This is a genomic window from Devosia limi DSM 17137 (assembly GCF_900128975.1).
GTDB lineage: Bacteria > Pseudomonadota > Alphaproteobacteria > Rhizobiales > Devosiaceae > Devosia > Devosia limi.
Map to the genome: position 1 here is coordinate 345685 of NZ_FQVC01000002.1, position 13017 is coordinate 358701.

The following is a 13017-nucleotide window of genomic DNA, read 5'->3' on the forward strand; positions in this document are numbered from 1 at the left end:
CAAGCAAGGGGACTGCTATGACTGACACGACACGCGCCGCCGGCATGCGCCGCCGGACTTTCCTGCAGGTTTCCGCCGCCGGGCTCGTCAGCGCCACGACGCTGGGCGGCATCAGCCGGGCTTATGGCGCGCCTTATGGCAATTTCACCTGGATTTCGCCGCGAGGCTCGCTGGAGGTGCTCGACGACTACGGCCTCTGGGTAGGCAAGAAGATGGGCTATTTCGGCGACCTTGCTTTTGACACCCAGCCCGGTCCCTCGGACGGCACGGCGGTGGTCAAGTTCGTCGATGTAGGCCAGGCCGACATGGGATATCCGTCGCCGGGGGTGTTCTCGTTCGCTCTCGAAAACGGCATGGATCTGAAGTCGGTGTTCCATATGGGGGCACTCGATACTTTCAGCCTGGCCTTCCGCAAAGGCGAGGGCACCAACGATCTCAAGACCCTCGAAGGCAAGACCATCCTGCTCGGTTCCGCCGCCTGGCAGTCAATCGTCGATCCAATGCTGGCAGTGCAGGGCGTTGACGTTTCCAAGGTCAATTATGTCGAAGCCGGCTGGCCAACCTGGGCTACAGCGCTGCAGGCCGGGCAGGGCGATGCTGCCTTGAGCTGGGAAGGCCTGCGCGCCGAATGGATCGCGAACGGGCTGGACTTCGAATACTGGCTGGGCGTGAAGCACTCGCCTCTGTTTGCCAATACCTTCGTGGTGCGCGCCGCCGATCTCGACGATGCCGACAAGAAAGAATTCCTCGGAAAGTACCTGCGTGGCTGGGCCATGGGCATGGAATTCGCCTACCACAATCCGCGCGCCGCGGTCGAAGCGGTGTTCGAGCAGTTCCCCACGCTCGCCAATAATCTGGGGCCTCAGATCGGCACCGTGTCGATCCTGCAGCAACTGGCTGTCAACCGGGGCGACATGGACAAGCGCGCTGGTTGGGGCGACCACGATATGGCCAAGTGGCAAACCTTTTTCGACAGCATTTATGAGCTGGGCCAGGTGACCAAGGCGTTCAAGGCGGAGGACATCGCCACCAATGAACTGGTCGCGGCCGCCAATGATTTTGACGCGGCCAAAGTCAAGGCCGATGCCGATGCCTATGTCCTGAGCGAGCCGTTTGCGGCGCTGGATGTGGAAGCCATCAAAGCCGGTCTCTACGATCAGGCGGTTCGCTGATCACCGTATGAGGCTGGGCGGGCATTCGTGCCGCCCAGGCTCCTTTCTAACAGCTGATGAGCAGCCCGAAGTGGCTGGTGCAAGGGGAGGGCGCAATGCCGGACAAAGTCAGGGTTCTCGTGGTCGGTCTGGGCAATATGGGGGCCTCCCATGCCAGTGCCTATCACCGCAGTCCGGGTTTCGAGATCGTCGGCTTGATGAGCCGGTCCATCAAGGACAAGAAAATCCCGGACGAACTTGCCGGCTATCCGCTGTTCGAGGACTATGATGTCGCGTTAGCGGAAACCAGACCGGACGCCGTCTCGATCAATTCATGGCCCAACAGCCACGCTGGATATGCCATCAAGGCGATCAATGCCGGGGCCCATGTGTTCATGGAAAAACCGCTGGCGACCAACATTGCCGACGCAGAGGCGGTGGTGAAGCTGGCGCGCGAGAAAAACCGCAAGCTGGTTCTAGGCTACATCCTGCGCGTGCATCCAAGCTGGATGAAGTTCATCGAGCTGGGGCAGACCCTGGGCAAGCCGCTGGTCATGCGGCTCAACCTCAACCAGCAGAGTGGCGGCCCCAGCTATGACTGGCACAAGAACCTCATCGACTCGCTGATCCCGATCGTCGACTGCGGCGTGCATTATGTCGACGTGATGTGCCAGTTGACGGGCGCCAAGCCGGTCCGCGTGCACGGCATCGGCGCCAAGCTCTGGGCGGAAGCGGACAAACCGAATTACGGGCACCTGCATGTCACGTTCGACGATGGTTCGGTGGGCTGGTACGAAGCCGGCTGGGGCCCGATGATGAGCGAAGTCGCCTATTTCGTGAAGGACGTGATTGGTCCCAAGGGCGCCGTGTCGATCGTGCCCAATCCCAAAGCGCACAAGGATGGCGTCTCGGACTCTTCCGATATCGACCAGCATACCAAGACCGACGCGATCCAGTATCACCACGCCGAAGTGAACCCCGGGGACAAGACCTTCGTCCGCAAGGACGAGATATTCACCATGACCGACGAGCCGGGTCACCAGGAATTGTGTGACCGCGAGCAGGCGTTTTTCCTCAAGTCCATCATCGAGGATATCGACCTGACCGAGCAGATGGACGCGGCGGTCAACAGCCTGCGCATCGTGCTGGCAGCAGAGCAGAGCATCAATGAGGGGCGCGTGGTCGAGCTGACCTGACGCCCCGTCTCACGCATCCATTAGTCCATGCAAGCGAACGGCGTCTCGCCGATCGCCTGTTGGACGACGCCCATGGAGAACGGCGATGACTGAACCCGGGACGGCCAGCAGCTTCGATGTCTTGCTTCGCGGCGGCCATGTAATGGACGAGCGAAATGGTGTCGACGGGGTGTTCGACGTCGCTATCAGCGGCGGCAGGATCGCGGCCATCGGACGCGACCTGCCACTGGGCGGCGCGCGGGTGGAGAACCTGGCGGGCACTATCGTTGCGCCGGGTTTGATCGATATCCATACCCACGTCTACCATAAGGCGACCTCGCTCAGCGTCGACCCTGGGATGATCGCAAGGCGCTCTGCCGTGACGACGCTGATTGATGCCGGCAGCGCCGGAGCGGGCAATTATGACGGCTTCAGGGACTATGTGATGGCGCATTCGCCATACCGGATCCTGGCCTTTCTCAACGTGTCGTTCCCGGGCATTTTTGGCTTCGATAAAGGCGTCTCGATTGGAGAGGCAACCCTGCGCGAAATGCTGCCGGTCGATCGGTGCGTCGCCAAGATCGAAGCCAATCGTGATCGCATTATCGGGGTGAAGGTGCGTATTGGCGGCCCCGTCACTGGCGAGCTCGGCCTGGGCGCGCTGGAGCTGGCATTGGAAGCGGCCAATGCTGTCGGGCTGCCGTTGATGACCCATATTGGCGGGCCGCCACCCAGCTATGCCGATGTGGTTTCAATGTTGCGGCCCGGCGATATTCTCACCCATTGCTACCGTCCCGATCCCAATTCGGCGCTGGACGCCCAGGGCCGGATTCTTCCTGAAATTCGAGCTGCGCGCGAGCGGGGCGTCCTGTTCGACATCGCCCATGGCATGGGGGCGTTCGGCTATGCCTCGGCCGAAGCCGCGCTGGCCGAGGATTTCCCGCCTGACCTGATTTCCAGCGATGTCCATGTGATCGCGGTGGAGGGGCCAGGCTTTGATCTGCTGCACACCATGAGCAAACTACTCAATTGCGGCCTGTCGCTGCAGCAGGTCATCGCAATGTCGAGCAATCGGCCCGCCCTTGCCATCCGGCGGCCGGACCTGGGCCATCTGGGCGTCGGCGCAATTGCCGACATCACCGTGCTGCGCCAGATGGAGAGCAATTACGTCTTCGAGGACGTGGTGGGAACGCAACGCCAGGGCACCATGCTGCTGCAGCCCGAAATGGTGTATGTCGCAGGCACGTCCATGGAGATTGCCCGGCGGCCATTTGAAGAACCGTTCATCCTGGGCGGCCACCATCACCATTAGCCATTTCTGGCGTTCTGTCCGCAGGGCAACGGTCCGCCTTGTCTTTTTCGGGGGAGTGGCCGGGGGCGTGGGCCTTCAACAGCACTCACTGAAGCACCCGCTTCCTCAGCCTCAATCGTCACCCTCGGGTCGGGCCCGATGGTGACGAATTGTGATTGGGTGCAAGTCCGGAAACGGCGATGCCCTCGTCCCTAGAACCGAACGACGTCGCCGGTGCGCGCCGATTGCTCGGCCGCCAGCGTCGCTTCCAGAGCGGCAGCCGCATCCTCGGGCACGCCGATGGTCGGCCTTTGCCCGCTGATGGCGCAATTGGTGAAATAGGCAAACTCCTCGCGCAGTGCGCCTCCGCGGCTGCCTTCGAACATCGGCCAGTAGGTGATGTCGGGAGAGTGCAGTCGGTCAGCGTCGACAATTCCGAGGTTAGGGAAGGTGTCCTGGATATGGATAATCCCTTCGGTTCCGATGATCGACATGCGCTCGTCGATATCGAAGGGCGTCTTTTCGGGCATGCACCACACCGTTTCCAGGGTCGCGGTCGCGCCGCCGGCAAAGCGATACATGGTCTGGCCGATATCGGGATGCTTGAGCCCCCGAACATCCGCCGTCTGGGCATAGGCCGAGACGATTTTGTCGCCAGTCAGCCACAGCATGATGTCGGTGTCGTGGATGGCATCGCCAACGATCGGGCCGATCTTGTTGAGGATGGTCGGCGTCCAGGCGGCGGGAATATTGCGGCGCGAACTCATGGCGACAATCTTGCCGATGCGGCCAGCGTCAACAGCCTGCTTGGCGGCCCGATAGCGCGGGTTGAAGCGCACGATATGGCCAATGAACAGGATGCCCTTGGCTTCCTTTGAAGCGGCAACGATCTTGTGTGCGTCCTCCACCGTGGACGCTATGGGCTTTTCCAGGAAGACGTGCTTGCCTGCCTTCAGCGCTGCAATTGCCGGCTCCGTATGCTGGTCCCACATGGTGCAGATCGATACGGCATCAATGTCGGGATCCGCCAGCATATCATTGTAATCCTGGTAGCGCTTGGCAACGCCGAACCTGTCTCCCAGCGCGGCCAAACGATCCTCGGTCCGGGTACACAGGGCGGCCAGCTCCAGATTGGGCAGGCCGATAATTGTCTCGCAGTGGATTTCCCCAAACCAGCCGAGGCCGATCACGCCGATACGCAGCTTGTCCATAGTCTCCCCCCTTAGAAATTTTCCAGCGTCAATTCCCGCGCCATGACGATATTGCCGGCAGTCAGCCCGCAATCGACCGGAATGGCCGCTCCGGTAATGGCGCTGGCCGCGTCTGAGGCGAGAAAGGCGATAACCCGAGCCACTTCATCCGGTTCGACAATGCGGCCGAGCGGATACCAGCGTTCCAGCGTCCGGAGGACATCGGGATCCTTGGCCTTGCGTGCATCCCAGAGCGGCGTGCGCACCGTGCCCGGCAGCACGATATTGGTGCGGATATTGTAGCGGCCATACTCCATGGCCATCGCCTTGGTCATCGCGATCATGCCCGCCTTGGCGGCGCTATAGGCAGGGTCGCCCAGGGCGTGCAGGCCATTGACCGAACCGACATTGACGATCGTTCCGCCCCGACGTTCGACCATCTGCGGAAGCACCGCATGGGCGCAATTGTAGGCGCCATTGAGGTTGGCGCTGATGTCTTCTTCCCAGCCATGCGGGTCGGTCCCGTGGAGCGTTGGATGACGCGAGAGACCGGCATTGTTGATGAGCACGTGAACGGCGCCGAAGCTGGCAAATGCTGCAGCGACCTCGGCGGGGTCGGTGATGTCAGCCACCGCCGCCCGCACCGTTATGCCCTCGCGCTGCAGCGCGGAGGCAAGTTCGAGCACGGCCGCGCTCCTGTCCAGAGCCGCCAGGGTTGCGCCCTGAGCGCCAAAAAATCGACACAGGCCCTGGCCGATACCGCCCGCTGCGCCGGTAATGGCAATGGTCTTGCCGGCCCAGCCGCCGCTCATGCTCGGGCTCCCAATGCTTCACCAATCCAGGCGAGATTGCTCCGCCGCAGATGCCCCCAATTGTAGAATGCAAACTCATCGATACCGCCCGCCCGCAGCCGCGCGATGGAATCGAGGAATTCCCCCTTGGTCGCGAGGTCTGGAAAGGACGGCCGCAGGATTGCCCTTAGCCTGCCGCTGCCACGCAATCGACGCTGGATGTCGAACAGGTCCGCAGCAACCCGCTCGGCACTGGGTTCGTAGAAGCACGCTTCGACAATACCGCACGTATCGGCCAGCGCCTTGAGATCGCTGCCTTCGTACCAGGCGCCCGCGGTCGGCCGCGCCACCGAGGGGATAACGGCCACAATAGCGTCGGATCGAACCGCGGCACGTATCTCGGCGACAAGGGTTGTGACGACGTCATTGCGGAAGTCGAGATAGCGGCGAAGATCGCCATTGGCGGTGATATCGGCGCGCCAGAATGCCTCGGCCATATCGGGCGGAAAGTCGAGATCGCTGTCGAGATAGCTGGCAATATCTGTGGCGACCTGGGCCTTGAGGCGGGCAGCGTCAATCCCGGCCCGTGCAGCGCCAGCCACGCAATGGTCGCAAAAACACAGTCCCAGCAGGTTTTCGAGCCAGGCATTGGTGCGGAGCAGGGCGAACTCGTGATGGTAGCCATGGGCATAGGGCGTGAACCCTGGCGCTTCCATCGAAATGCCGGCCACCGGATAGCTTTCGGTTACGTCCTTGGCCAGGCCAGTGGCATAGGCGCGCGCCGCTGGCGCCGAAGGGCAAAGGTTGTAGTAATACGGGTCGCCGAACGCATTGCGCACTACCGCTTCCGGGTGGGCCATTCCAAGGTGGGTATTGTGCAGCAGGACCAACCAGACATTGACCTGCATACTACCCGCCTCGGTCAGTTCGCGCAGGACATCGCCATGCCCCAGTGCGGTATTCGCCACTGGCTTGATCGCGCCGTACCGCGTCGGATCGGCATTGAAGTAGATGGTGCCATCCTCGGGAAAATAGACCTTGCCCGTCTTCCCGTGCGGTCGCAGGAACTTGCCTGCATGGTAGCTGCCGGCAATGGTAACGGTGTCTAGGCCCAGGCCGCGGAATTCATCGATGGCGCGGTCAATCCCGGCCTCGGCCAGGTCCCAGGCATAGGTGTAGATGGCCTTGTAGCTCAATTGCCGAACCACCCATCCTTGAGATAGCGCATGTACTCAAAGATCGCGCCGTGCTTGCGTACGAACACCACCTCGAGAAAGTCGCCGACGACGAATGGCGGGATCAGGATTTCGACACCTGGCTCGGCCAGATGCGGCTCCAGGTCTTCAACCCGATAGGCGACATGGGGATTGTCGCGTATGGCGGCCGGCACTGGGCTGTCGGGCGCATAGCGCAGGAACTCGATATGCTCCGGATGCAGCTTGGGATTGGTGACCCAGATCCGGCTTTGCTCCACCCAGTCCTCATGGGGCTGGGGCTCTGTCGTGGTTATCCCCACATGGTCGAACACAAAGGCAGACAAGGCGACCTCCGTAACAGCGATGAGTGCATCAGTTCGCGGCTGGGGCGAACGCTTCTGAAATCATGTTACAGATTTGCTGCCTGAGCAAGAAACAAATGAACACGTCGAAAAAACAGGAAACTTATGCCTTTGACATTCGTTGGCGCGCCACTTGCGTTGCCCGTTGGTGCAGGACACCGCACGCTACTGGCCATCGATCAATTGGTTTGTAAATTTATTTCACATTGGTATGCGGGCTGAGTGTCTCGCATTTCCTCGTCCACTGCGTAGACCCGAGGGCTTGTTAGTTACGTTTTCAACTCATATCCCGGTCTGCGAAGAGGGGGATGTCAGATGATCGAGCAGGTGATTGCACGCCTGCGGCCAGTACCGCTGGAGTCGGTGCTGCACAGCCGCGCATTATCCCACGATGCATGAAGTTGTTGAGCGGCTGAAATCGGTAATCGGACTGGCAGGATATTATGAGCGATAAACCGGCGCTGTTTGACTATTGGCGTAGTTCGGCAAGTTATCGGGTGCGCATCGCGCTGCATCTGGCTGGCGTCGATTATGACACGGTACCGGTCGATCTCCTCGCCGGTTCACACAAGTCCGAGGCACATCGGCACCGCAATCCGCAGGGTCTCGTCTCGGTGCTCGATATCGATGGGCACCGTTTCACCCAGTCGCTGGCCATCATCGAATATCTCGATGAGACACGCAGGCTCGGACTGTTGCCGGAGGATCCGGCCAGGCGCGCCAAGGCGCGGGCCCTGGCTCAGGCCATTGCCGTCGATATTCATCCGGTCTGCAATCTGAACGTCGTCGCCCATGTCAACGCGCTGGTGCCCGGCGACCGCGTCAAGGCGGACTGGATGGTGCACTTCATCCGTCCGGGGCTCGAAGCTTTCGAGGTGCTCCTGGGCGGCTTCGAGCGACGCCCGTTCTGCACCGGTGCGCAGCTGGGACTGGCCGATATCTGCCTCGTGCCGCAGATCTACAATGCCCGCCGTTGGGGCGTCGTCTTCGATGACCTGCCCCGCATCGCGGCCGTCCTGCGTGCCGCCGAGGCGCATCCGGCGGTTCTGGCGGCATTCCCCATGCAGCATTAGGTCAAATTCCCTCCAAAGCCCGAGAACCCAATCTGCTACCACTTCCGTGCCCTGGTGGCGCAGGCGTCATCGCTTCGACCCTATTATTGCGGTGTTGGTAACTCCGGTCAGCACAATGACGATCTGTGGCGCTAAGGTAAGGTGAGTGAGCTCTGCCAGCCTGATGTCACGATCAACCAGGGATTAAACGCTCAATGCCCCTATTGCTGCAAAACCGCCTGAATACCGTCCTGTTGTTCGTGGCGCTGGTCGGGCTGATGGCAGGCCTGGGGCTAATGTGGGCCGGTCACGACACGCTTGCCACAGCCGCCTGGTGCGCCGGTGTCATTCCGGTCCTCGTCGCCCTCGTGGTCGAGATCGTTCGAGGTCTCGCCAGGGGGGAATTTGGTCTTGATATCGTAGCTGCCCTTTCGATGTCGGCAGCTTTGGTATTTGGAGAGACGCTGGCGGCTGCGGTCGTCGCCCTCATGTATTCCGGCGGGACCTTCCTGGAGAGCTTTGCTCAGGGGCGAGCCCGCCGGGAGATGAGCCAGCTTCTTTCGCGCGTGCCGCGGACCGCCACCCGGCACCGCAATGGCAAGCTCGATGAGGTGCCGCTCGATGATATCGAGCCAGATGACCTGCTGCTGATCCGTCAGGGCGACGTGGCCCCGGTGGACGGCACGGTCGAAAGCGATCGAGCCGTCCTTGATCAATCGGCGCTGACCGGGGAGTCGATGCCGGTACTGCTGGACCGCGGCCAGGATGTGATGAGCGGCTCGACAAATTCGGGAGAGGCGTTCGATCTGCGGGTCACGCGAAGTGCCTCGGAAAGCACCTATGCCGGGATCGTGCGGTTGGTCGAGGCGGCGCAGAGGTCAAAAGCGCCCATGGCGCGGCTTGCCGATCGCTATTCCCTGCTGTTCCTGCTGATTACCGTGGTTCTGGCCACCTCTGCCTGGTGGCTTACGGGTGATCCCATTCGCGCCGTCGCCGTGCTCGTGGTGGCCACCCCCTGTCCGTTGATCCTGGCGGTCCCGGTGGCGCTGGTTGCCGGCCTGTCGCGGGCCGCGCGGTTCGGTGTATTGATCAAGGGCGCGCGGCCGCTTGAGAACCTTGCCGGCATCCGGACACTGGTGCTGGACAAGACCGGGACACTGACAGACGGACGTCCGCAGATCGTTTCTATCGAGGCCCATGATGGCCTGAGCCAGGAGCAGCTCCTGTTCTTTGCTGCCTCGCTCGAACAGGCGTCCAAACATCCGATGGCGCGCGCCATCGTGGCATCGGCGCGCGAACGTGGCGCGGTCCTGCAGATTCCCGCACAGGTCGTCGAGATTGCCGGAGAAGGTCTGGCGGGTACGGTTGGCCGCCGCAATGTGGTCGCAGGCGGCGCGAGCTTCGTCGCCGATCGGATCGGTGCCGCAGCCCCCGAGGACAAGATCCTTGGCGCAGGTTCGGCGCTTGTCGCTGTGGCAATCGATGGAAAGCTGGCCGGGCACATCGTGATGGCCGATGCGTTGCGGTCGGGAACGCCTCGGCTTCTGGCGGGGCTGCGGCGCCTTGGGATAGACAGGATCATGCTGGCAACCGGGGATCGGCGGGCGGTGGCCGAAGTCATCACCGCAGGATTGGACTTGGATGCCGTGCACTCGCAGCTGACGCCGGACCAGAAGGTGCGGCTTATCCTGACCGAGCGGGAAGGGCATGGTCCCGTGATGATGGTGGGCGACGGCGTCAATGATGCGCCGGCGCTGGCAGCGGCGGATGTAGGCGTAGCGATGGGCGCGCGGGGCGCGGCTGCTTCCGCTGAGGCCGCCGATGTCGTCCTGCTGGTGGATCACCTTGACCGCCTGCTGCCGGGAATCGAGATTGCGCAGGGCGCCCGCCGGATCGCACTCCAGAGCGTTGCCGTGGGCCTTGGCCTGTCGGTGGCAGGAATGATCGCTGCGGCACTGGGCTACCTGACGCCGGTGCAGGGCGCGATTCTTCAGGAAGCGATTGACGTCGCCGTCATTCTGAACGCCTTGCGGGCTCTGGCCATCCAGCCTCGTTCGCTTGCGGATTCAGCAACATGACCATCCGGCACCTCGACAGAGCCTTCGCCCCACGATCGGTAGCGCTTATCGGCGCGTCGGAGCGGCCGGGTTCGCTGGGGGCCCTGGTTCTGTCCAATATTGTTTCCGGTGGCTTTGCCGGGACGGTATTCCCGGTCAATCCCAAATACGCTCAACTGTCCGGTCGCCCCTGTTATGCGCGCGTGAGCGATTTGCCCGAGGTGCCGGACCTCTGTGTCATCGCCACGCCGGCCGGCACGGTGCCCGATCTGGTCGAGCAAATCGGCCTGGCCGGGGGCAGGGCGGTCGTCGTGATCACCGCAGGCATTGGCAAGCAGGATGGACTGCGCCAGCGCATGCTTGAGGCGGCGGGGCGCCATGGCATTCGGATCATCGGCCCCAACACGATCGGCCTGTTGGCGCCACGGGTCGGTCTCAATGCGAGCTTCACCCACATTCCGGCCCGGGCAGGTTCCCTGGCATTGTTGTCTCAGTCGGGCGCCATCGTCTCTTCGATAGTCGATTGGGCCGAGTCAGAAGGGATCGGCTTTTCGCAGATCGTGTCGCTGGGCGACATGGCCGATGTCGATGTGGGCGATTGCCTCAACGCCCTGGCGACAGATGCGGGCACATCCGCCATCCTGCTGTATCTCGAGTCCATTCCCGATGCGCGCAAGTTCATGTCGGCGGCGCGCGCGGTGGTGCGCCTGAAGCCGGTGATTGCCTTGAAGGCCGGACGCCACGCGCAGGCGGCCAAGGCGGCTCAGACCCACACTGGCGCTCTTGCAGGGGCTGATGGGGTGGTCGAGGCAGCTTTGCGCCGTGCCGGCATTATCCGGGTCAACGACCTCGAGGATTTGTTCGCGGCGGCGGAAATTACTGCGCGCTTCAAGCCACTTGAGCGGGGCCGGGTCGCCATTGTCACCAATGGTGGAGGTGCCGGCGTGCTGGCCGTGGACCACCTCGTGGAACGCGGATGCGAGCTGGCCGAGCTTGATCCGCAGACGATAGCCGCGCTCGATGGCGTTCTGCCCCCCAACTGGTCGGGCGCCAATCCGGTCGACATCATCGGCGACGCCCCGCCCGCCCGCTATCTGGAGGCGATAAGGCTGGTTGCGGCCGATCCAAATGTAGACGTTCTCTTGGTGATGAACTGTCCGACCGCACTTGCCTCGCCAACGGCAGCGGCCAAGGCCATGGCGGGTCTCATCAAGAATGGTCTGATCGCCGGCAAGCCCGTCCTCGCCACCTGGCTGGGGGAATTTGCGGCTGGAGAGGCGCGCCGGCTGCTCAATGAAGCTGGCATAGCAAGCATCGATACCCCCGCCAAAGCTGCCGACGCCGTCAGCATCCTGACGCGCTGGCGCCGCCTGACCTCGCGGCTTCAGCGCGTTCCGTCCACCCATGAAACCATCCATGTGGATCGGGCTGCGGCCTCTGCGGTGCTGGAAAAGGTGGCTGCCGGGGATCGGCGCATGCTGACCGAACCCGAAGCCAAGAGCATCCTCGCCGCCTATGGCATTGCCGTGCCGCGCGGGGTGACTGTGCCCAGTGTCGATGCTGTCGCGGCGGCGGCAACTGAGCTGCTCGCCGGCGGCGCCCAGCTTGCGGTCAAGATGGTGTCCAGCTCGCTGACCCACAAGTCAGACCTCGGCGGCGTGGTGCTGAACCTCGAAAGCGCGGCTGCCGCGCGAGGGGCTGCCCAGGCTGTCCAGGACCGGCTGACGTCATCCGGTCACGGTTCGGCCCTGGAGGGGTTCTGGGTCGAGCAGATGGTGGTCCGGCCTCAGGCCGAGGAATTGCTGGTCGGGGTAACAACGGATCCGGTGTTCGGGCCGGTCCTGATGTTTGGCGCCGGCGGCGTTGCGGTCGAGGTGGTGCGCGACACCACGATGGAACTTCTGCCGGTCGACGATGTGCTGGCCGATGACATGATTGATCGCGTGCGCATTGGCGCGCTGCTCGCTGGTTATCGCAACCGGCCAGCGGCAGATCGCGGCGCCATCGTGCTGGTGCTCAAGGCGGTCTCACAGCTGCTCATCGACTTTCCGCAGATCGTGGCCCTGGATATCAACCCGCTTCTGGCCGACGCCAACGGTGTCATCGCAGTCGATGCGCGTATCGAAATTGACCCCAGCCGACAGCCAATCGCGCCGCCCAACCCGGCAATGGCCATTCGGCCATATCCTGCTGATTGGGCCGGGCTTCTGGTCTTGGACGATCAAAGTTTCGACGTAAGGGCCATACGACCAGTGGATGCGGAACTCTATCCCCGGTTTCTCCAGGGCATTACGCGAGAGGATCTCCGCCTGCGCTTTCTCATGCCGACCACCAGCCTCTCGCCGGACGCGCTGATGCGCCTGACACAACTGGACTATGACCGTGACATAGCTTTCGTGGCCTTGACGCGGCCTGCGGGAGAATTGGCGGGTGTCGTGCGATACGCCGCCGATCCGGATGGCAGGCACGCCGAATTCGGTCTTCTGGTGCGGAGCGACCTAAAGGGCAGGGGCTTGGGGACGGGGTTGTTGAAGCATCTCATCGCCTATGCCAGATCGCGTGGTATTGCCGAACTGACGGGTATTCTCATGGGTGAAAACCAGCGCATGCAGGCGCTTTGCCGCAGCCTGGGATTCACGATGACTACCCATGCTGACGATCTGTCCCGCATCGAGGCCCGGCTGGTGCTATCCAGCGATGTCTCGTCCCGAAGCTGATCTGGGCAAACGCGGCCTGCATAAGCCTTGGCAGC

10 protein-coding genes are annotated in these 13017 nt (G+C 62.5%); 6 read left to right on the top strand and 4 right to left on the bottom strand.

Features of this window, described 5'->3' with window-relative positions; all coding sequences use genetic code 11:
* The first annotated feature begins 17 nt into the window (after window positions 1–17).
* The 3 genes from BUA69_RS05070 (at window position 18) to BUA69_RS05080 (ending at window position 3638) form a co-directional block, all read left to right on the top strand.
* Window positions 18–1172: an ABC transporter substrate-binding protein gene (locus BUA69_RS05070; RefSeq protein WP_046135790.1), complete on the top strand. Its 1155-nt coding sequence runs from the start codon at window positions 18–20 to the stop codon at window positions 1170–1172.
* Between the two features lie 95 nt (window positions 1173–1267).
* Window positions 1268–2347 (top strand): Gfo/Idh/MocA family protein, encoded by a 1080-nt coding sequence (locus BUA69_RS05075; protein ID WP_046135789.1) that lies wholly within the window; start codon window positions 1268–1270, stop codon window positions 2345–2347.
* An 85-nt stretch (window positions 2348–2432) separates the two neighbouring features.
* Window positions 2433–3638: an amidohydrolase/deacetylase family metallohydrolase gene (locus BUA69_RS05080; protein ID WP_046135788.1), complete on the top strand. Its 1206-nt coding sequence runs from the start codon at window positions 2433–2435 to the stop codon at window positions 3636–3638.
* A 191-nt stretch (window positions 3639–3829) separates the two neighbouring features.
* On the opposite strand, the gene BUA69_RS05085 is transcribed toward BUA69_RS05080, so the two are convergent.
* Genes BUA69_RS05085 through BUA69_RS05100 form a run of 4 tightly spaced genes read right to left on the bottom strand, consistent with a single transcriptional unit; the run spans window position 3830 to window position 7138 of the window.
* Window positions 3830–4828: a Gfo/Idh/MocA family protein gene (locus BUA69_RS05085; protein WP_046135787.1), complete on the bottom strand. Its 999-nt coding sequence runs from the start codon at window positions 4826–4828 to the stop codon at window positions 3830–3832.
* A gap of 11 nt (window positions 4829–4839) precedes the next feature.
* On the bottom strand, window positions 4840–5619 hold the full coding sequence (locus BUA69_RS05090; RefSeq protein WP_046135786.1) for an SDR family oxidoreductase: 780 nt from the start codon (window positions 5617–5619) through the stop codon (window positions 4840–4842).
* On the bottom strand, window positions 5616–6794 hold the full coding sequence (locus BUA69_RS05095) for a glycoside hydrolase family protein (protein ID WP_052950613.1): 1179 nt from the start codon (window positions 6792–6794) through the stop codon (window positions 5616–5618). Before BUA69_RS05095 ends, BUA69_RS05090 begins: the two co-directional genes overlap by 4 nt.
* A complete protein-coding gene (locus tag BUA69_RS05100) occupies window positions 6791–7138 on the bottom strand; it encodes a hypothetical protein (protein WP_046135784.1) in 348 nt (115 codons plus the stop codon). The genes BUA69_RS05095 and BUA69_RS05100 overlap by 4 nt, the downstream gene beginning before the upstream one ends.
* A gap of 461 nt (window positions 7139–7599) precedes the next feature.
* On the opposite strand from BUA69_RS05100, the gene maiA reads away from it, so the two are divergent.
* The 3 genes from maiA to BUA69_RS05115 all read left to right on the top strand — a co-directional run bounded on the left by maiA (window position 7600) and on the right by BUA69_RS05115 (window position 12982).
* Window positions 7600–8229 carry a maleylacetoacetate isomerase gene (gene maiA, locus BUA69_RS05105; RefSeq protein ID WP_046135783.1) on the top strand — a complete coding sequence of 210 codons (630 nt, stop codon included), beginning with the start codon at window positions 7600–7602 and terminating at the stop codon, window positions 8227–8229.
* A 194-nt stretch (window positions 8230–8423) separates the two neighbouring features.
* The gene (locus BUA69_RS05110) at window positions 8424–10286 is read left to right on the top strand and encodes a heavy metal translocating P-type ATPase (protein WP_046135782.1); all 1863 of its coding nucleotides are present in this window, start codon (window positions 8424–8426) and stop codon (window positions 10284–10286) included.
* Entirely contained in the window at window positions 10283–12982 is a 2700-nt protein-coding gene (locus BUA69_RS05115; protein WP_046135781.1) for a bifunctional acetate--CoA ligase family protein/GNAT family N-acetyltransferase, read from the top strand. Before BUA69_RS05110 ends, BUA69_RS05115 begins: the two co-directional genes overlap by 4 nt.
* The last annotated feature ends 35 nt before the right edge of the window (window positions 12983–13017 follow it).

Coding starts and splice junctions, on each gene's coding strand:
- BUA69_RS05110 (WP_046135782.1), top strand. CDS start 8,424: ATGCCCCTATTGCTGCAAAACCGCCTGAATACCGTCCTGTTGTTCGTG.
- BUA69_RS05090 (WP_046135786.1), bottom strand. CDS start 5,619: ATGAGCGGCGGCTGGGCCGGCAAGACCATTGCCATTACCGGCGCAGCG.
- BUA69_RS05115 (WP_046135781.1), top strand. CDS start 10,283: ATGACCATCCGGCACCTCGACAGAGCCTTCGCCCCACGATCGGTAGCG.
- maiA (WP_046135783.1), top strand. CDS start 7,600: ATGAGCGATAAACCGGCGCTGTTTGACTATTGGCGTAGTTCGGCAAGT.
- BUA69_RS05080 (WP_046135788.1), top strand. CDS start 2,433: ATGACTGAACCCGGGACGGCCAGCAGCTTCGATGTCTTGCTTCGCGGC.
- BUA69_RS05085 (WP_046135787.1), bottom strand. CDS start 4,828: ATGGACAAGCTGCGTATCGGCGTGATCGGCCTCGGCTGGTTTGGGGAA.
- BUA69_RS05070 (WP_046135790.1), top strand. CDS start 18: ATGACTGACACGACACGCGCCGCCGGCATGCGCCGCCGGACTTTCCTG.
- BUA69_RS05075 (WP_046135789.1), top strand. CDS start 1,268: ATGCCGGACAAAGTCAGGGTTCTCGTGGTCGGTCTGGGCAATATGGGG.